Annotated in this window: 26 protein-coding genes; all 26 read left to right on the top strand. The window is 62.8% G+C overall.

What is annotated here, in order from left to right:
• Nucleotides 1-32: 32 nt before the first annotated feature.
• The 26 genes from rpsJ (at nucleotide 33) to ACM0PB_RS11370 (ending at nucleotide 13,716) form a co-directional block, all read left to right on the top strand.
• On the top strand, nucleotides 33-344 hold the full coding sequence (rpsJ, locus tag ACM0PB_RS11495) for a 30S ribosomal protein S10 (protein WP_005408208.1): 312 nt from the start codon (nucleotides 33-35) through the stop codon (nucleotides 342-344).
• 11 nt (nucleotides 345-355) lie between these two features.
• Nucleotides 356-1,006 (top strand): 50S ribosomal protein L3, encoded by a 651-nt coding sequence (gene rplC, locus ACM0PB_RS11490; protein ID WP_004145336.1) that lies wholly within the window; start codon nucleotides 356-358, stop codon nucleotides 1,004-1,006.
• 12 nt (nucleotides 1,007-1,018) lie between these two features.
• On the top strand, nucleotides 1,019-1,624 hold the full coding sequence (gene rplD / locus ACM0PB_RS11485; RefSeq protein WP_005415412.1) for a 50S ribosomal protein L4: 606 nt from the start codon (nucleotides 1,019-1,021) through the stop codon (nucleotides 1,622-1,624).
• The gene (gene rplW, locus ACM0PB_RS11480) at nucleotides 1,621-1,920 is read left to right on the top strand and encodes a 50S ribosomal protein L23 (RefSeq protein ID WP_004145338.1); all 300 of its coding nucleotides are present in this window, start codon (nucleotides 1,621-1,623) and stop codon (nucleotides 1,918-1,920) included. The genes rplD and rplW overlap by 4 nt, the downstream gene beginning before the upstream one ends.
• A gap of 10 nt (nucleotides 1,921-1,930) precedes the next feature.
• Nucleotides 1,931-2,758 carry a 50S ribosomal protein L2 gene (gene rplB, locus ACM0PB_RS11475; protein WP_004145339.1) on the top strand — a complete coding sequence of 276 codons (828 nt, stop codon included), beginning with the start codon at nucleotides 1,931-1,933 and terminating at the stop codon, nucleotides 2,756-2,758.
• A 6-nt stretch (nucleotides 2,759-2,764) separates the two neighbouring features.
• On the top strand, nucleotides 2,765-3,034 hold the full coding sequence (gene rpsS, locus ACM0PB_RS11470; protein ID WP_005415413.1) for a 30S ribosomal protein S19: 270 nt from the start codon (nucleotides 2,765-2,767) through the stop codon (nucleotides 3,032-3,034).
• Between the two features lie 12 nt (nucleotides 3,035-3,046).
• On the top strand, nucleotides 3,047-3,382 hold the full coding sequence (gene rplV / locus ACM0PB_RS11465) for a 50S ribosomal protein L22 (RefSeq protein ID WP_004145348.1): 336 nt from the start codon (nucleotides 3,047-3,049) through the stop codon (nucleotides 3,380-3,382).
• Nucleotides 3,383-3,400: 18 nt separating this feature from the next.
• Nucleotides 3,401-4,135: a 30S ribosomal protein S3 gene (gene rpsC / locus ACM0PB_RS11460; RefSeq protein ID WP_005415414.1), complete on the top strand. Its 735-nt coding sequence runs from the start codon at nucleotides 3,401-3,403 to the stop codon at nucleotides 4,133-4,135.
• 5 nt (nucleotides 4,136-4,140) lie between these two features.
• The gene (rplP, locus tag ACM0PB_RS11455; protein ID WP_004154486.1) at nucleotides 4,141-4,554 is read left to right on the top strand and encodes a 50S ribosomal protein L16; all 414 of its coding nucleotides are present in this window, start codon (nucleotides 4,141-4,143) and stop codon (nucleotides 4,552-4,554) included.
• Nucleotides 4,554-4,739 (top strand): 50S ribosomal protein L29, encoded by a 186-nt coding sequence (gene rpmC, locus ACM0PB_RS11450; protein WP_004154487.1) that lies wholly within the window; start codon nucleotides 4,554-4,556, stop codon nucleotides 4,737-4,739. The genes rplP and rpmC overlap by 1 nt, the downstream gene beginning before the upstream one ends.
• 11 nt (nucleotides 4,740-4,750) lie before the next feature.
• Nucleotides 4,751-5,020, top strand: coding sequence for a 30S ribosomal protein S17 (gene rpsQ / locus ACM0PB_RS11445; RefSeq protein WP_004154489.1), 270 nt, complete (start codon nucleotides 4,751-4,753; stop codon nucleotides 5,018-5,020).
• Between the two features lie 12 nt (nucleotides 5,021-5,032).
• Nucleotides 5,033-5,401 carry a 50S ribosomal protein L14 gene (gene rplN / locus ACM0PB_RS11440; protein ID WP_010483978.1) on the top strand — a complete coding sequence of 123 codons (369 nt, stop codon included), beginning with the start codon at nucleotides 5,033-5,035 and terminating at the stop codon, nucleotides 5,399-5,401.
• Nucleotides 5,402-5,417: 16 nt separating this feature from the next.
• A complete protein-coding gene (gene rplX, locus ACM0PB_RS11435) occupies nucleotides 5,418-5,735 on the top strand; it encodes a 50S ribosomal protein L24 (RefSeq protein WP_004154490.1) in 318 nt (105 codons plus the stop codon).
• An 11-nt stretch (nucleotides 5,736-5,746) separates the two neighbouring features.
• A complete protein-coding gene (gene rplE, locus ACM0PB_RS11430; protein WP_005415416.1) occupies nucleotides 5,747-6,289 on the top strand; it encodes a 50S ribosomal protein L5 in 543 nt (180 codons plus the stop codon).
• Between the two features lie 18 nt (nucleotides 6,290-6,307).
• A complete protein-coding gene (rpsN, locus tag ACM0PB_RS11425; RefSeq protein ID WP_005408209.1) occupies nucleotides 6,308-6,613 on the top strand; it encodes a 30S ribosomal protein S14 in 306 nt (101 codons plus the stop codon).
• A 258-nt stretch (nucleotides 6,614-6,871) separates the two neighbouring features.
• Entirely contained in the window at nucleotides 6,872-7,270 is a 399-nt protein-coding gene (gene rpsH / locus ACM0PB_RS11420) for a 30S ribosomal protein S8 (protein ID WP_005415417.1), read from the top strand.
• Nucleotides 7,271-7,288: 18 nt separating this feature from the next.
• Entirely contained in the window at nucleotides 7,289-7,813 is a 525-nt protein-coding gene (gene rplF / locus ACM0PB_RS11415; RefSeq protein WP_005415418.1) for a 50S ribosomal protein L6, read from the top strand.
• A gap of 32 nt (nucleotides 7,814-7,845) precedes the next feature.
• Entirely contained in the window at nucleotides 7,846-8,199 is a 354-nt protein-coding gene (rplR, locus tag ACM0PB_RS11410; RefSeq protein ID WP_004154495.1) for a 50S ribosomal protein L18, read from the top strand.
• Between the two features lie 161 nt (nucleotides 8,200-8,360).
• On the top strand, nucleotides 8,361-8,903 hold the full coding sequence (rpsE, locus tag ACM0PB_RS11405; RefSeq protein WP_005415419.1) for a 30S ribosomal protein S5: 543 nt from the start codon (nucleotides 8,361-8,363) through the stop codon (nucleotides 8,901-8,903).
• On the top strand, nucleotides 8,896-9,087 hold the full coding sequence (gene rpmD / locus ACM0PB_RS11400; protein ID WP_005408214.1) for a 50S ribosomal protein L30: 192 nt from the start codon (nucleotides 8,896-8,898) through the stop codon (nucleotides 9,085-9,087). Before rpsE ends, rpmD begins: the two co-directional genes overlap by 8 nt.
• Nucleotides 9,088-9,093: 6 nt before the next feature.
• Nucleotides 9,094-9,537: a 50S ribosomal protein L15 gene (gene rplO / locus ACM0PB_RS11395; RefSeq protein ID WP_004154498.1), complete on the top strand. Its 444-nt coding sequence runs from the start codon at nucleotides 9,094-9,096 to the stop codon at nucleotides 9,535-9,537.
• 7 nt (nucleotides 9,538-9,544) lie between these two features.
• A complete protein-coding gene (gene secY / locus ACM0PB_RS11390; RefSeq protein ID WP_005415420.1) occupies nucleotides 9,545-10,912 on the top strand; it encodes a preprotein translocase subunit SecY in 1,368 nt (455 codons plus the stop codon).
• Between the two features lie 347 nt (nucleotides 10,913-11,259).
• Entirely contained in the window at nucleotides 11,260-11,616 is a 357-nt protein-coding gene (gene rpsM, locus ACM0PB_RS11385) for a 30S ribosomal protein S13 (RefSeq protein WP_004154500.1), read from the top strand.
• An 11-nt stretch (nucleotides 11,617-11,627) separates the two neighbouring features.
• Nucleotides 11,628-12,017, top strand: a complete 390-nt coding sequence (gene rpsK / locus ACM0PB_RS11380; protein ID WP_004145443.1) for a 30S ribosomal protein S11 — start codon at nucleotides 11,628-11,630, stop codon at nucleotides 12,015-12,017.
• A 15-nt stretch (nucleotides 12,018-12,032) separates the two neighbouring features.
• Nucleotides 12,033-12,662, top strand: a complete 630-nt coding sequence (gene rpsD, locus ACM0PB_RS11375; RefSeq protein WP_004145446.1) for a 30S ribosomal protein S4 — start codon at nucleotides 12,033-12,035, stop codon at nucleotides 12,660-12,662.
• Nucleotides 12,663-12,717: 55 nt separating this feature from the next.
• Nucleotides 12,718-13,716, top strand: a complete 999-nt coding sequence (locus ACM0PB_RS11370; protein WP_005408216.1) for a DNA-directed RNA polymerase subunit alpha — start codon at nucleotides 12,718-12,720, stop codon at nucleotides 13,714-13,716.
• Nucleotides 13,717-13,725: the final 9 nt, after the last annotated feature.

Here is a 13,725-nt window from a genome sequence, read left to right as displayed (position 1 = left end):
CTGTCGCTCTTTTAACGAAGGAACCTACCGCCATGGCGGACCAAAAGATCCGGATCCGGCTGAAAGCGTTCGATCATCGTCTGATCGACCGTTCGGCCAGCGAGATCGTTGAAACGGCAAAGCGGACCGGCGCGCAAGTGCGTGGCCCGATCCCGCTGCCGACCAAGATCGAGCGTTACACCGTTCTCGTTTCCCCGCACGTCGACAAGGACGCGCGTGACCAGTACGAGACCCGCACGCACAAGCGCGTGCTCGATATCGTTGACCCGAATGACAAGACCGTGGACGCGCTGATGAAGCTCGAACTGGCTGCCGGCGTCGACGTTCAGATCAAGCTGACCTGAGGACTACGACCATGACGAAGAAGTATTCGTTGGGCTTCGTGGGCCGCAAGGCCGGCATGAGCCGCGTGTTCACTGAAGATGGCCGCTCCATCCCGGTGACCCTGATCGAAGCAACCCCGAACCGCATCGCGCAGATCAAGACCGTCGAAACCGACGGCTACAGCGCCGTGCAGGTGACCGTCGGCGCGCGTCGCGCTGCCCTGGTCAACAAGCCGGAAGCCGGCCACTTCGCCAAGGCGAAGGTGGAAGCGGGTCGCGGCCTGTGGGAATTCCGCGTTGAAGACGCGCAGCTCGGCGATTTCGCCGTTGGCGGCGAAGTCAAGGCGGACATCTTCGAAGTCGGCCAGATCGTCGACGTCCAGGGTGTCACCAAGGGTAAGGGCTTCCAGGGCACCATCAAGCGCCACAACTTCCGTATGGGCGATGCAACCCACGGTAACTCGCTGTCGCATCGCGCGCCGGGTTCGCTGGGTCAGCGCCAGACCCCGGGTCGCGTTTTCCCGGGCAAGAAGATGTCGGGCCACATGGGCGCGGTGCAGCAGAGCACCCAGAACCTGGAAGTGGTCAAGGTCGACGTCGAGCGCGGTCTGATCGCGGTTCGCGGCGCCGTTCCGGGCGCGGCGGGTGGCGATGTGATCGTCCGTCCGGCGAGCAAGGCATAAGGAGAGATGACGATGGAACTCGTTATCACGGGTAGCAACAACAAGGTCTCGGTCTCCGAAGCCGTGTTCGGTCGCGATTTCAGCGAAGATCTGGTCCACCAGGTCGTCGTTGCTTACCGCAACGCCGGTCGCGCCGGCACCAAGGCACAGAAGACTCGCTCCGAAGTGGCTGGTACCACCAAGAAGTCGAAGAAGCAGAAGGGCGGCGGCGCGCGTCATGGCGCACTGACGGCTCCGATCTTCGTCGGCGGCGGTGTCACCTTCGCGGCCAAGCCGCGCAGCTTCGAGCAGAAGGTCAATCGCAAGCAGTACCGTGCCGCCATGTGCGCGATCCTGTCCGAGCTGAACCGTCAGGGCCGTCTGACCATCGTGGAGGCCTTCGACGTCGAAGCCACCAGCACGAAGGGTCTGATCGCCAAGCTGGCCGGCCTGGAAGTGGGCAAGCGCCCGCTGATCGTCACCGAGGAAGCGTCCGAGCACCTGTACCTGTCCGCCCGCAATCTGCCGTACGTGCAGGTGCGTGATGTGCAGGGTCTGGACCCGGTCTCGCTGGTGGGTGCCGACACGGTCGTCATCACCGCTGACGCGGTCAAGAAGGTCGAGGAGTGGCTGGCATGAACAGCAACGAAAAAATCTTCAGCGTGCTGCGTGCCCCGCGTGTCTCGGAAAAGACCGCGCGCCTGCAGGAACTCTCCAATCAGTATGTCTTCGAAGTTTCGAACGAAGCCACCAAGGCCGATGTAAAGGCCGCGGTTGAGCAGCTGTTCGACGTCAAGGTCGAAGCCGTCAACGTGGTCAACGTCAAGGGCAAGAACAAGTCCTTCCGTAACCGTGCTGGCCGCCGCGGCGATTGGCGCAAGGCGTACGTTCGCCTGGCCGACGGCCAGTCGATCGATGTAACGGCCAAGGCCTGAGGTACATCCCATGCCATTGATGAAATTCAAGCCCACCTCCCCCGGCCGCCGTTCGGCCGTGCGCGTGGTCACCCCCGACCTGCACAAGGGTGCTCCGCACGCCGCGCTGGTCGAGTCGCAGAGCCGCTCGGGTGGTCGTAACCACCACGGTCGCATCACCGTGCGTCACGTCGGTGGTGGTGCCAAGCAGCACTACCGCATCATCGACTTCAAGCGCAACAAGCTGGGCATCCCGGCGCGCGTGGAACGCATCGAATACGATCCGAACCGCACCGCCCACATCGCTCTGCTGTGCTACGTCGACGGTGAGCGTCGCTACATCATCGCCCCGAAGGGCCTGAAGGCTGGTGATCAGGTGATCGCTGGTTCGGACGCCCCGATCAAGGCCGGCAACACCCTGCCGCTGCGCAACATCCCGGTCGGTACCACCATCCACTGCATCGAGCTGAAGCCGGGCAAGGGCGCTCAGATCGCTCGCGCCGCTGGTGCGGCCGTGCAGCTGGTGGCTCGTGAGGGCATCTACGCCACCCTGCGCCTGCGCTCGGGTGAAATGCGCAAGGTTCCGGTCGAGTGCTGCGCCACCATCGGCGAAGTCGGCAACGACGAGCACAGCCTGGAAAAGCTGGGCAAGGCCGGTGCCAAGCGTTGGCGCGGCGTCCGCCCGACCGTTCGTGGTGCTGCCATGAACCCGGTTGACCACCCGCACGGTGGTGGTGAGGCCAAGGCCGGCCAGGGTAACCCGCATCCGGTCACCCCGTGGGGTGTCCCGACCAAGGGTTACAAGACGCGCCATAACAAGCGCACTCAGCAGTTCATCGTCCGCGATCGTAGGGGCTAATCGACCATGGCACGTTCACTCAAGAAGGGCCCGTTCGTCGATCACCACCTCGTCAAGAAGGTGGAGGCCGCTGCGGGCAGCAAGAAGCCGATCAAGACCTGGTCGCGCCGTTCGATGATCCTGCCTGACATGGTAGGCATCACCATTGCCGTGCATAACGGCAAGAACCACATCCCGGTTCTCGTCAACGAGAACATGGTCGGCCACAAGCTCGGCGAATTTGCCATCACCCGGACCTTCAAGGGTCACGGTGGTGACAAGAAGTCGGGCAAGTAAGGAGAGATGACAATGGAAGCGAAAGCCATCCTGCGCACTGCGCGCATCTCCCCGCAGAAGGCTCGTCTGGTCGCTGACCAGGTGCGCGGTCTGCCGGCCGAACGTGCGGTCAACCTGCTGAAGTTCTCGGACAAGAAGGCTGCCCACCTGATCAAGAAGGTGGTGGAGTCGGCAATTGCCAACGCCGAGAACAACCAGGGCGCCGACGTCGACGAGCTGAAGGTTCAGACCATCATGGTTGATGAAGGTCCGACCCTGAAGCGTTTCATGGCGCGGGCGAAAGGCCGCGGTACCCGCATCCTCAAGCGCACCAGCCACATCACTGTGGTTGTGGGCGCCGCCAAGTAAGCGGATAAGGAAAAGACCATGGGTCATAAAGTTCATCCGATTGGTATCCGCCTCGGCATTTCCAAGGACTGGAACTCCAAGTGGTACGCCAACAAGGCCGAGTTCGCCGGTTACCTGGCAGCCGACCTGAAAGTGCGCGACATGCTGCGCAAGAAGCTGGCTCAGGCCGGCATCAGCAAGATCCTGATCGAGCGTCCGGCCAAGACCGCTCGCGTGACGATCCACACCGCCCGTCCGGGCGTGGTGATCGGCAAGCGCGGTGAGGACATCGAGAAGCTGCGCAAGGAAGTGAGCGAGATGATGGGCGTCCCGGCGCACATCAACGTCACCGAAGTGCGCAAGCCGGAACTGGACGCGCAGCTCGTTGCCGAGTCGATCGCCCAGCAGCTGGAGCGTCGCATCATGTTCCGCCGTGCAATGAAGCGCTCGGTCGGCAACGCGATGCGCCTGGGTGCCCTGGGCATCAAGGTCAACGTCGGTGGCCGCCTCAACGGTGCAGAAATCGCCCGTTCGGAGTGGTACCGCGAGGGCCGCGTGCCGCTGCACACCCTGCGTGCCGACATCGACTATGGCTTCGCTGAAGCCAAGACGACCTACGGCATCATCGGCATCAAGGTCTGGATCTACAAGGGCGAGGTCTTCGATTTCTCCCAGGTTGGCCAGGAAAAGCAGGACGACACCCCGTCGCGCAACGATCGTCACGATCGCGGCGACCGCGGTGACCGTCAGCGCCCGGCCCGTGAAGCGAGGTAACGACAATGTTGCAACCCAAGCGAACCAAGTACCGCAAGGTACACAAGGGCCGTAACGATGGCCTGAGCTGGAGCGCCAACGCTGTCAGCTTCGGCGAATACGGCCTGAAGGCAACCGCACACGGTCAGCTGACCGCGCGCCAGATCGAAGCGGCCCGCCGCTCGATCAGCCGCTACGTCAAGCGCGGCGGCAAGATGTGGATCCGCGTGTTCCCCGACAAGCCCATCACCAAGAAGCCCATCGAAGTCCGAATGGGTTCGGGTAAGGGTAACGTGGAATACTGGGTGGCCCAGATCCAGCCCGGCCGCATGATCTATGAAATCGAGGGTGTTTCCGAGGAAGTGGCTCGCGAGGCGTTCCGCCTGGCCGCCGCCAAGCTCTCGGTCACCACCACTTTCGTGACCCGTACGGTGCGCTGATGGATATCAAAACTCTCCGTGAAAAGTCGGCTGACGAACTCAAGGCCCACCTGATCGACCTGCGTAAGGAACAGTTCTCTGTCCGTATGCAGCAGGTCACCGGCCAGCTGCCGAAGACCCACGACATTCGCCGGGTCCGTCGCGAGATTGCTCGCGTCAAGACCCTGCTCGGCAGCACGAAGTAAGGATGGCCGCTATGAGCGACAATACTGAAAAGAAGACGCTGCGCACGGTCGAAGGCCGTGTCGTCAGCAACAAGATGGACAAGACGGTTACCGTCCTGGTTGAGCGTCAGGTCAAGCACGCGCTGTACGGCAAGTACATCAAGCGCTCGACCAAGCTGCACGCCCACGATGCCGACAACGCCTGCAAGGAAGGCGACGTCGTCCGCGTGACCGAGATTGCTCCGATGTCCAAGACCAAGAACTGGCGCGTGGTGGAAGTCATCACGCGTGCGGCTGAATAAGGAGTCTGAATCATGATCCAGATGCAGAGCTACCTTGACGTCGCGGACAATTCGGGTGCCAAGCAGGTGATGTGCTTCAAGGTGCTGGGTGGTTCCAAGCGCCGTTACGCCGGTATCGGCGACATCATCAAGGTCACCGTGAAGGATGCGATTCCGCGCGGCAAGGTCAAGAAGGGTGAAGTGTATGACGCCGTCGTGGTGCGTACCCGCAAGGGTGTGCGTCGCGCCGACGGTTCGCTGATCCGCTTCGACGGCAACGCTGCCGTCCTGCTGAACAACAAGCAGGAGCCGATCGGTACCCGTATCTTCGGGCCGGTGACCCGTGAACTTCGTTCGGAGAAGTTCATGAAGATCGTCTCGCTCGCTCCCGAAGTGCTGTGAGCGACAGGAGATAATCATGGCTAACCGTATCAAGAAGGGCGACCAGGTTGTCGTCAACGCTGGCAAGGACAAGGGCAAGCAGGGCGAAGTCGTCCGCGTCGACGGCGACCGCGTGGTCGTCGCCAACGTGAACATCGTCAAGCGCCACACCAAGCCGAACCCGCAGGCAGGTGTTGCCGGCGGCGTGGTCGAGCGCGAAGCTTCGATCCATATCTCCAACGTGAACGTGCTGAACCCGGCTTCGGGCAAGGGCGAACGCGTTGGCTTCAAGGTGCTGGAGGATGGACGCAAACTGCGTGTGTTCCGCTCCAGCGGTGAGGCGCTCGACGCCTGAGGAATGTGAAGATGACTTCCCGTCTCGAAAAGATCTACAAGGAAGAAGTGGTGCCGGCGCTGATGAAGCAGTTCGGCTACACCAATCCGATGGAAGTACCGAAGCTCGTCAAGGTCACCCTGAACATGGGTGTCGGCGAGGCTGCCACCAACAAGAAGATCCTGGAAAACGCCGTCGCGGACATGACCAAGATTTCCGGCCAGAAGCCGGTTGTCACCAAGTCGCGTATCTCGGTTGCGTCGTTCAAGATCCGTGATGGTTGGCCGATCGGCTGCAAGACCACGCTGCGTCGCCACAAGATGTACGAGTTCCTGGACCGCCTGATCAACATCTCGCTGCCGCGCGTGCGCGACTTCCGTGGTGTTTCCGGTCGTTCCTTCGACGGCCGCGGCAACTTCAACATGGGTGTGAAGGAACAGATCATCTTCCCGGAAATCGACTTCGACGCCGTCGACGCGATCCGCGGTATGGATATCGCCATCACCACCACTGCGAAGACCGACGCGGAAGCGAAGGCGCTGCTGGCAGCGTTCAAGTTCCCGTTCCGTAACTGATCTGTCGAGGAAACCGAAATGGCAAAGACCTCCATGGTCAACCGCGACATCAAGCGGGAAAAGCTGGCCAAGAAGTACGCTGAGAAGCGTGCGGCTCTGAAGAAGATCGTGTCCTCCGTGGACGCGACCTACGAAGAGAAGATCGACGCCGCAACCAAGCTGGCCAAGCTGCCGCGCGATTCGTCGCCGAGCCGCCAGCGCAACCGTTGCGAGCTGTCGGGTCGTCCGCGTGGCGTGTACAGCAAGTTCGGCCTCGGCCGCAACAAGCTGCGCGAAGCCACCATGCGTGGCGACGTCCCGGGCCTGCGCAAGGCCAGCTGGTAATCCCAGCCGGCCCTGCGATCAGGAGCCCCCTCGGGGGCTTCTGAACCGGGGGAGGGAGGCGTTCAGCTTCCTTTCTGCGAAAAAACCCGAAGAGCCCGGCGCAAGTCGGGCTCTTTTGGCGTATACTCCCGCGTCTTGCCCTGCGCAAACGGGGTTGTAGGAGTGGGCCCCGGCCCGCTGCATCAAGGGACCTGGCCCGTTTCCAGGAGACAACAGATTTTCGCGAAAGCGGATATCGGTGCACTCAAAGGTACTCATATGAGCATGACTGATCCCATCGCCGACCTGCTGGTCCGCATCAAGAATGCGGCTGCGGTTGGCAAGCAGACGGTGAAAGCCCCGTCGTCCAAGATCAAGGTTGCGATCGCCCAGGTCCTGAAGGACGAGGGTTACATCACCGACCTGCGCGTGACCCAGCTGGAAAACAACAAGGCCGAGCTGGAAATCGTGCTGAAGTATTTCGAAGGCAAGCCGGTCATCGCGACCCTGAAGCGCTTCTCGCGTTCGGGCCTGCGCCAGTACCGCGGCAAGAGCGAGCTGCCGAAGGTCATGAATGGCCTGGGCATCTCCATCATTTCCACCTCCAAGGGCATCATGACTGATGCGCAGGCGCGCCAGCTGGGCGTCGGCGGCGAAGTCCTGTGCTTCGTGGCCTAAGGCGAAAGGAGTAGAACTATGTCCCGCGTAGCCAAGAAGCCCGTCACCCTGGGTAAGGTCGAACTGAACGTCCAGTCGGAAAGTGTCACCGTCAAGGGCCCGAAGGGCACCCTGTCGCTGGTCAAGCCGGCCGGTATTGCCATCAACGTCGACAGCGGCGTTGCCACCCTGAGCACCGAGAGCGCCGACCTGGTCGCGCTGACCGGTACCGTGCGCGCGATCCTGGCCAACATGGTCAAGGGCGTGTCCGAAGGCTTCGAGCGCAAGCTGGAGCTGGTCGGCGTGGGTTACCGTGCTGCCATGCAGGGCAAGGATCTGAGCCTGTCGCTCGGTTTCTCGCATCCGGTCGTGTTCGTGGCGCCGGAAGGCATCACCATTTCCACCCCGACCCAGACCGAGATCCTGGTCCAGGGCGCTGACAAGCAGGTCGTCGGTGAAGTCGCCGCCAAGATCCGTGCGTTCCGCAAGCCGGAGCCGTACAAGGGCAAGGGCGTGAAGTACTCCGACGAAGTCATCATCCGTAAGGAAGCCAAGAAGGCCTAATTAGGCGCTTCCGCTTTCAAGGAAAAAACATCATGAACAAGAACATCGCCCGCCTGCGTCGCGCCAAGTCGACCCGCGCCCACATCCGTGAGCTCGGCGTCGCCCGCCTGTCGGTGCTGCGCACCGGCCAGCACCTGTACGCCCAGGTCTTCACCGCTGACGGTTCGAAGGTGCTGGCTGCCGCCAACACCACCCAGACCGACGTCAAGGAAGGCCTGAAGAACGGCAAGAACGCCGATGCCGCTGCCAAGGTCGGCCGCATCGTTGCCGAGCGCGCCAAGGCCGCCGGCATCGAGAAGGTTGCCTTCGATCGTTCGGGCTACCGCTACCACGGCCGCATCAAGGCCTTGGCAGAAGCCGCCCGCGAAGCCGGCCTGCAGTTCTAAGGGACAAGGGCAGGGGGCCGATGGCCTCCTGCCTGCCTGCTCGCCAGCCTGAGTGAGGCTGGACGGCGCCGCTCTTCTGCAGCGGTCCACCGGAACAACGCGTCACTCCACAACCATAAGCGGCCTCGAGCCGTACATACCCAAACAACCAAGGAATCAACATGGCAGAAGAGCGTCAGCAGCGGGGTCGCGATCGCGACCGTAACCGCGAAGAGAAGATCGACGACGGCATGATCGAAAAGCTGGTCGCGGTCAACCGCGTCAGCAAGACCGTCAAGGGTGGCCGCCAGTTCACCTTCACCGCCCTGACCGTGGTCGGCGACGGCGAAGGCAAGGTCGGTTTCGGTTATGGCAAGGCCCGCGAAGTGCCGGTCGCCATCCAGAAGTCGATGGAACAGGCCCGCAAGAACCTGGTCAGCGTTGACCTGAACAACGGCACCCTGTGGCACACCATCAAGGATGGTCACGGCGCAGCCCGCGTGTTCATGCAGCCGGCTTCGGAAGGTACTGGCGTCATCGCCGGCGGTGCGATGCGCGCCGTGCTGGAAGCCGTTGGCGTGAAGAACGTGCTGGCCAAGGCCACCGGTTCGCGCAACCCGATCAATCTGGTGCGCGCCACCGTGAAGGGCCTGACTGCTGCGCAGTCGCCGGCCCGCATCGCGGCCAAGCGTGGCAAGAAGGTGGAGGAACTCAACCATGGCTAATGAGTCCAACAAGACTGTGAAGGTCCGCCTGGTGCGTGGCCTGCGTGGCACCCAGTCGCGTCACCGCCTGTCGGTGCGTGCCCTGGGCCTGAACAAGCTCAACGATGTGCGTGAACTGAAGGACAGCCCGCAGGTGCGCGGCCTGATCAACAAGGTTCAGTACCTCGTCCAGGTTGAGGAGTAATCGACCATGACTCTGCGTCTCAATGAACTGAGCCCGGCACCGGGCGCCCGCACCGAGCGCACCCGCGTCGGCCGCGGTATCGGCTCGGGCCTGGGCAAGACTGCCGGCCGCGGCCACAAGGGTTCGTTCGCCCGCAAGGGTGGCGGCAAGATCAAGGCTGGCTTCGAAGGCGGCCAGACCCCCATGCAGCGTCGTCTGCCGAAGATCGGCTTCCGTTCGCCGATCGCCAAGGACACCGCTGAAGTGCTGCTGTACGCGCTGGACAAGCTGCCGGCCGGTGAGATCGACTTCGCCGCCCTGCGTGCTGCCAAGCTGGTCCCGAGCACTGCCAAGAAGGCCAAGGTCGTCGTCAAGGGCGAAGTGACCAAGGCGTTCACCCTGAAGGGTATTGCTGCCACGGCTGGTGCCAAGGCTGCGATCGAAGCTGCCGGCGGCAGCGTAACGGAGTAAGAAAATCATGGCGCAAGCTGGCATCGGTAACCTCGCGGGCGGAATGGGCAAGTTCACTGAACTTCGCCAACGTTTGCTGTTCGTCGTCGGGGCTTTGATCGTCTATCGCATCGGCTGCTACGTGCCGGTGCCGGGCGTCAATCCCGATGCCATGCTTGCCATGATGCAACAGCAGGGCGGCGGCATCGTGGACATGTTCAACATGTTCTCGGGCGGCGCCCTGCACCGTTTCAGCATCTTTGCGCTGAACGTGATGCCGTACATCTCGGCATCGATCGTGATGCAGCTGGCCGTGCACATCTTCCCCGCCCTGAAGGCGATGCAGAAGGAAGGTGAGTCCGGCCGCCGCAAGATCACCCAGTATTCGCGCATCGGCGCCGTGCTGCTGGCAGTGGTGCAGGGCGGTTCGATCGCGCTGGCCCTGCAGGGCCAGGTTTCGCCGTCGGGCGCTCCGGTCGTGTACGCCCCCGGCATGGGCTTCGTGCTCACCGCGGTGGTCGCACTGACTGCCGGCACCATGTTCCTGATGTGGGTCGGTGAGCAGGTCACCGAACGCGGTATCGGCAACGGCGTGTCGCTGATCATCTTCGCCGGTATCGTCGCCGGTCTGCCGGGTGCGGTCATCCACACCTTCGACGCCTACCGCGACGGCAACATCCAGTTCATCCAGCTCCTGCTGATCGCCATCGTCGTACTCGCCTTCACCTTCTTCGTGGTGTTCGTGGAGCGTGGCCAGCGCCGGATCACGGTCAATTACGCGCGCCGCCAGGGCGGTCGCAACGCGTACATGAACCAGACCTCGTTCCTGCCGCTGAAGCTCAACATGGCCGGCGTCATCCCGGCGATCTTCGCCTCGAGCCTGCTGGCCTTCCCGGCCACCCTGGCCATGTGGTCCGGCCAGGCTGCCAACCAGAGCAGCTTCGGCCAGGTCCTGCAGAAGGTCGCCAATGCCCTGGGCCCGGGCGAGCCGCTGCACATGATCGTGTTCGCTGCGCTGATCACCGGTTTCGCGTTCTTCTATACCGCGCTGGTGTTCAATTCGCAGGAAACCGCCGACAACCTGAAGAAGTCGGGCGCTTTGATTCCGGGCATCCGTCCGGGCAAGGCCACCGCCGACTACATCGACGGCGTGCTGACCCGCCTGACCGCGGCCGGCTCGGCCTACCTGGTGATCGTCTGCCTGCTGCCGGAACTGATGCGCACGCAGCTGAATGCCTCGTTCTACTTCGGTGGCACGTCGCTGCTGATCGTGGTGGTGGTGGTGATGGACTTCATCGCCCAGGTGCAGGCACACCTGATGTCCCATCAGTACGAGAGCCTGCTGAAGAAGGCCAACCTGAAGGGCGGCAACCGCGGCGGTTTTGCCCGCGGCTGATAGGCCTGTTATACTTTCGTCTTCCTGACGTGATGGTCCCTCCGCTTCGCGGACTCCGGCCACACAAACGAAGGGCGGCCCCCGCAGCGGTTCCGGGTGGGGGTGTGATGAGGTGGTCCCGCGCTGGAGTAGCGCGGGCGGTCCCGGGGGAAACCCCAGGTCCAACCCCATCCGGCGCCGGAGCCTGGGCACACTCCCCAGGCCGGGTTCATGAAACCAATGGTTTCACGGGCTTCCATGTAAACCGGAACCTTGTTAGTATCGCTAGTTCACTTTTTTGATCCATCCTGCCGGATTGGCGTGCCCGAGGCGCGCTGTCGGCCATCACTCAGCTGGAGAACCGCGTCATGGCGCGTATTGCAGGCGTCAACCTGCCAGCCCAGAAGCACGTCTGGGTCGGGTTGCAAAGCATTTACGGCATCGGCCGTACCCGTTCGAAGAAGGTCTGCGAAGTCGCAGGCGTTGCTTCGACCACCAAGATCCGCGATCTGTCGGAGCCGGAAATCGAGCGCCTGCGCGCCGAAGTCGGCAAGTACATCGTGGAAGGCGATCTGCGCCGTGAGATCGGCATCGCGATCAAGCGCCTGATGGACCTGGGCTGCTACCGCGGCCTGCGTCACCGTCGTGGCCTCCCGCTGCGTGGCCAGCGCACCCGTACCAACGCCCGCACCCGCAAGGGTCCGCGCAAGGCGATCAAGAAGTAAGGGACTGAGAAATGGCTAAGCCCGCTGCTAAGACCAAGAAGAAGATCAAGCGCGTCGTCACCGACGGCGTTGCCCACGTCCACGCTTCGTTCAACAACACCATCGTCACCATCACCGACCGCCAGGGCAACGCTCTGTCGTGGGCGACCTCCGGTGGCGCTGGCTTCCGCGGTTCGCGCAAGTCGACCCCGTTCGCTGCCCAGGTGGCTGCTGAAAAGGCCGGTCGTGCTGCGCTGGACTACGGCGTGAAGTCGCTGGAAGTCCGCATCAAGGGCCCGGGTCCGGGCCGTGAGTCGGCCGTGCGTTCGCTGAACAACGTCGGCTACAAGATCACCAACATCATCGACGTGACGCCCATCCCGCACAACGGGTGCCGTCCGCCGAAGAAGCGTCGCGTCTAAAGGGAGCGATAAGAAATGGCTCGTTATATCGGTCCTACCTGTAAGCTCGCCCGCCGCGAAGGCGCCGACCTGTCCCTGAAGAGCCCGGCGCGTGCGCTGGACTCCAAGTGCAAGCTGGAGCAGAAGCCCGGCCAGCACGGCGCCACTGCCCGCAAGGGCAAGCTGTCCGACTACGCCACCCAGCTGCGTGAAAAGCAGAAGGTCAAGCGTATCTACGGCCTGCTGGAGCGTCAGTTCCGCAACTACTACAAGAAGGCCTCGACCAAGAAGGGCAACACCGGCGAGAACCTGCTGCAGCTGCTGGAAACCCGCCTGGACAACGTCGTCTACCGCATGGGCTTCGCCGTGACCCGTCCGGCTGCCCGTCAGCTGGTGTCGCACCGCGGCGTCACCGTGAATGGCAAGTCGGTCAACCTGGCTTCGTACCAGGTCAAGGCTGGCGACGCCATCGCTCTGTCCGAAAAGGCTGCCAAGCAGCTGCGCGTCCAGGAAGCCCTGACCGTCGCCGCCCAGCATGACCTGAGCCCGTCGTGGGTTGAAGTGGATTCCGGCAAGTTCACCGGCATCTTCAAGGCTGTTCCGGATCGTTCGGATCTGCCTGCGGACATCAACGAAGCGCTGATCGTCGAGCTGTATTCGAAGTAATTCACATTGGAGAGCCCCCGGCGACGGCCGGGGGTTCACTAGGAGAACCCGCAACATGACGGTTACCGCCAACCAGGTTCTGCGTCCTCGCGGTCCGCAGATCGAACGCCTTACCGACACCCGTGCAAAGGTCGTTATCGAACCTTTGGAGCGGGGTTACGGGCATACGCTGGGCAACGCCCTGCGTCGCGTGCTGCTGTCGTCCATCCCGGGCTTCGCCATCACGGAAGTCGAAATCGACGGCGTGTTGCATGAGTACACCACGGTCGAAGGTCTGCAGGAGGACGTCCTCGAAGTCCTGCTCAACCTGAAGGATGTGGCCATCCGTATGCACTCCGGCGACAGCGCCACCCTGTCCCTGTCCAAGCAGGGCCCGGGCGTTGTCACCGCTGCCGACATCAAGGTCGACCACAATGTGGAGATCCTGAACGGCGACCATGTGATCTGCCACCTGACCAAGGACACGGCAATCAACATGCGTCTGAAGATCGAACGTGGTTTCGGCTACCAGCCGGCTGCCGCGCGTCGTCGTCCGGACGAAGAAACCCGTGCCATCGGCCGTCTGGTCCTGGATGCCTCGTTCTCGCCGGTTCGCCGTGTCGCCTATGCCGTGGAAGCGGCGCGTGTCGAACAGCGCACCGACCTGGACAAGCTGGTCATCGATATCGAGACCAACGGCACCATCGATGCCGAGGAAGCCGTGCGCACCGCCGCCGACATCCTCAGCGACCAGCTGTCGGTGTTCGGTGACTTCACCCACCGCGACCGCGGTGCGGCCAAGCCGGCCAACAACGGCGTGGATCCGGTGCTGCTGCGCCCGATCGACGATCTGGAGCTGACCGTGCGTTCGGCCAACTGCCTGAAGGCTGAAAGCATCTACTACATCGGCGATCTGATCCAGAAGACCGAAGTGGAGCTGCTGAAGACCCCGAACCTGGGCAAGAAGTCGCTCACCGAGATCAAGGAAGTGCTGGCTCAGCGCGGCCTGTCGCTCGGCATGAAGCTGGAGAACTGGCCGCCGGCCGGCGTCGCCAGCCACGGCATGCTGGGCTGATATCGGTAA

Origin of the sequence: Stenotrophomonas sp. AR029 (assembly GCF_047520695.2) — a bacterium.
GTDB classification, from domain to species: domain Bacteria; phylum Pseudomonadota; class Gammaproteobacteria; order Xanthomonadales; family Xanthomonadaceae; genus Stenotrophomonas; species Stenotrophomonas sepilia.
The sequence above is the reverse complement of the archived record's forward strand: the minus strand, read 5'-3'. Positions and strand labels throughout refer to the sequence as shown.

Excerpts from the sequence above, each read along its gene's own strand:
- rplX (WP_004154490.1), top strand. The coding sequence starts at position 5,418 with ATGGCTAACCGTATCAAGAAGGGCGACCAGGTTGTCGTCAACGCTGGC.
- rplW (WP_004145338.1), top strand. The coding sequence starts at position 1,621 with ATGAACAGCAACGAAAAAATCTTCAGCGTGCTGCGTGCCCCGCGTGTC.
- rplF (WP_005415418.1), top strand. The coding sequence starts at position 7,289 with ATGTCCCGCGTAGCCAAGAAGCCCGTCACCCTGGGTAAGGTCGAACTG.
- rplD (WP_005415412.1), top strand. The coding sequence starts at position 1,019 with ATGGAACTCGTTATCACGGGTAGCAACAACAAGGTCTCGGTCTCCGAA.
- rpmC (WP_004154487.1), top strand. The coding sequence starts at position 4,554 with ATGGATATCAAAACTCTCCGTGAAAAGTCGGCTGACGAACTCAAGGCC.
- rpsD (WP_004145446.1), top strand. The coding sequence starts at position 12,033 with ATGGCTCGTTATATCGGTCCTACCTGTAAGCTCGCCCGCCGCGAAGGC.
- rplE (WP_005415416.1), top strand. The coding sequence starts at position 5,747 with ATGACTTCCCGTCTCGAAAAGATCTACAAGGAAGAAGTGGTGCCGGCG.
- rpsN (WP_005408209.1), top strand. The coding sequence starts at position 6,308 with ATGGCAAAGACCTCCATGGTCAACCGCGACATCAAGCGGGAAAAGCTG.
- ACM0PB_RS11370 (WP_005408216.1), top strand. The coding sequence starts at position 12,718 with ATGACGGTTACCGCCAACCAGGTTCTGCGTCCTCGCGGTCCGCAGATC.
- secY (WP_005415420.1), top strand. The coding sequence starts at position 9,545 with ATGGCGCAAGCTGGCATCGGTAACCTCGCGGGCGGAATGGGCAAGTTC.
- rplC (WP_004145336.1), top strand. The coding sequence starts at position 356 with ATGACGAAGAAGTATTCGTTGGGCTTCGTGGGCCGCAAGGCCGGCATG.
- rplN (WP_010483978.1), top strand. The coding sequence starts at position 5,033 with ATGATCCAGATGCAGAGCTACCTTGACGTCGCGGACAATTCGGGTGCC.
- rplR (WP_004154495.1), top strand. The coding sequence starts at position 7,846 with ATGAACAAGAACATCGCCCGCCTGCGTCGCGCCAAGTCGACCCGCGCC.
- rplP (WP_004154486.1), top strand. The coding sequence starts at position 4,141 with ATGTTGCAACCCAAGCGAACCAAGTACCGCAAGGTACACAAGGGCCGT.
- rpsS (WP_005415413.1), top strand. The coding sequence starts at position 2,765 with ATGGCACGTTCACTCAAGAAGGGCCCGTTCGTCGATCACCACCTCGTC.
- rpsE (WP_005415419.1), top strand. The coding sequence starts at position 8,361 with ATGGCAGAAGAGCGTCAGCAGCGGGGTCGCGATCGCGACCGTAACCGC.
- rpsK (WP_004145443.1), top strand. The coding sequence starts at position 11,628 with ATGGCTAAGCCCGCTGCTAAGACCAAGAAGAAGATCAAGCGCGTCGTC.
- rplV (WP_004145348.1), top strand. The coding sequence starts at position 3,047 with ATGGAAGCGAAAGCCATCCTGCGCACTGCGCGCATCTCCCCGCAGAAG.
- rpsQ (WP_004154489.1), top strand. The coding sequence starts at position 4,751 with ATGAGCGACAATACTGAAAAGAAGACGCTGCGCACGGTCGAAGGCCGT.
- rpmD (WP_005408214.1), top strand. The coding sequence starts at position 8,896 with ATGGCTAATGAGTCCAACAAGACTGTGAAGGTCCGCCTGGTGCGTGGC.
- rpsC (WP_005415414.1), top strand. The coding sequence starts at position 3,401 with ATGGGTCATAAAGTTCATCCGATTGGTATCCGCCTCGGCATTTCCAAG.
- rplO (WP_004154498.1), top strand. The coding sequence starts at position 9,094 with ATGACTCTGCGTCTCAATGAACTGAGCCCGGCACCGGGCGCCCGCACC.
- rpsH (WP_005415417.1), top strand. The coding sequence starts at position 6,872 with ATGAGCATGACTGATCCCATCGCCGACCTGCTGGTCCGCATCAAGAAT.
- rpsJ (WP_005408208.1), top strand. The coding sequence starts at position 33 with ATGGCGGACCAAAAGATCCGGATCCGGCTGAAAGCGTTCGATCATCGT.
- rplB (WP_004145339.1), top strand. The coding sequence starts at position 1,931 with ATGCCATTGATGAAATTCAAGCCCACCTCCCCCGGCCGCCGTTCGGCC.
- rpsM (WP_004154500.1), top strand. The coding sequence starts at position 11,260 with ATGGCGCGTATTGCAGGCGTCAACCTGCCAGCCCAGAAGCACGTCTGG.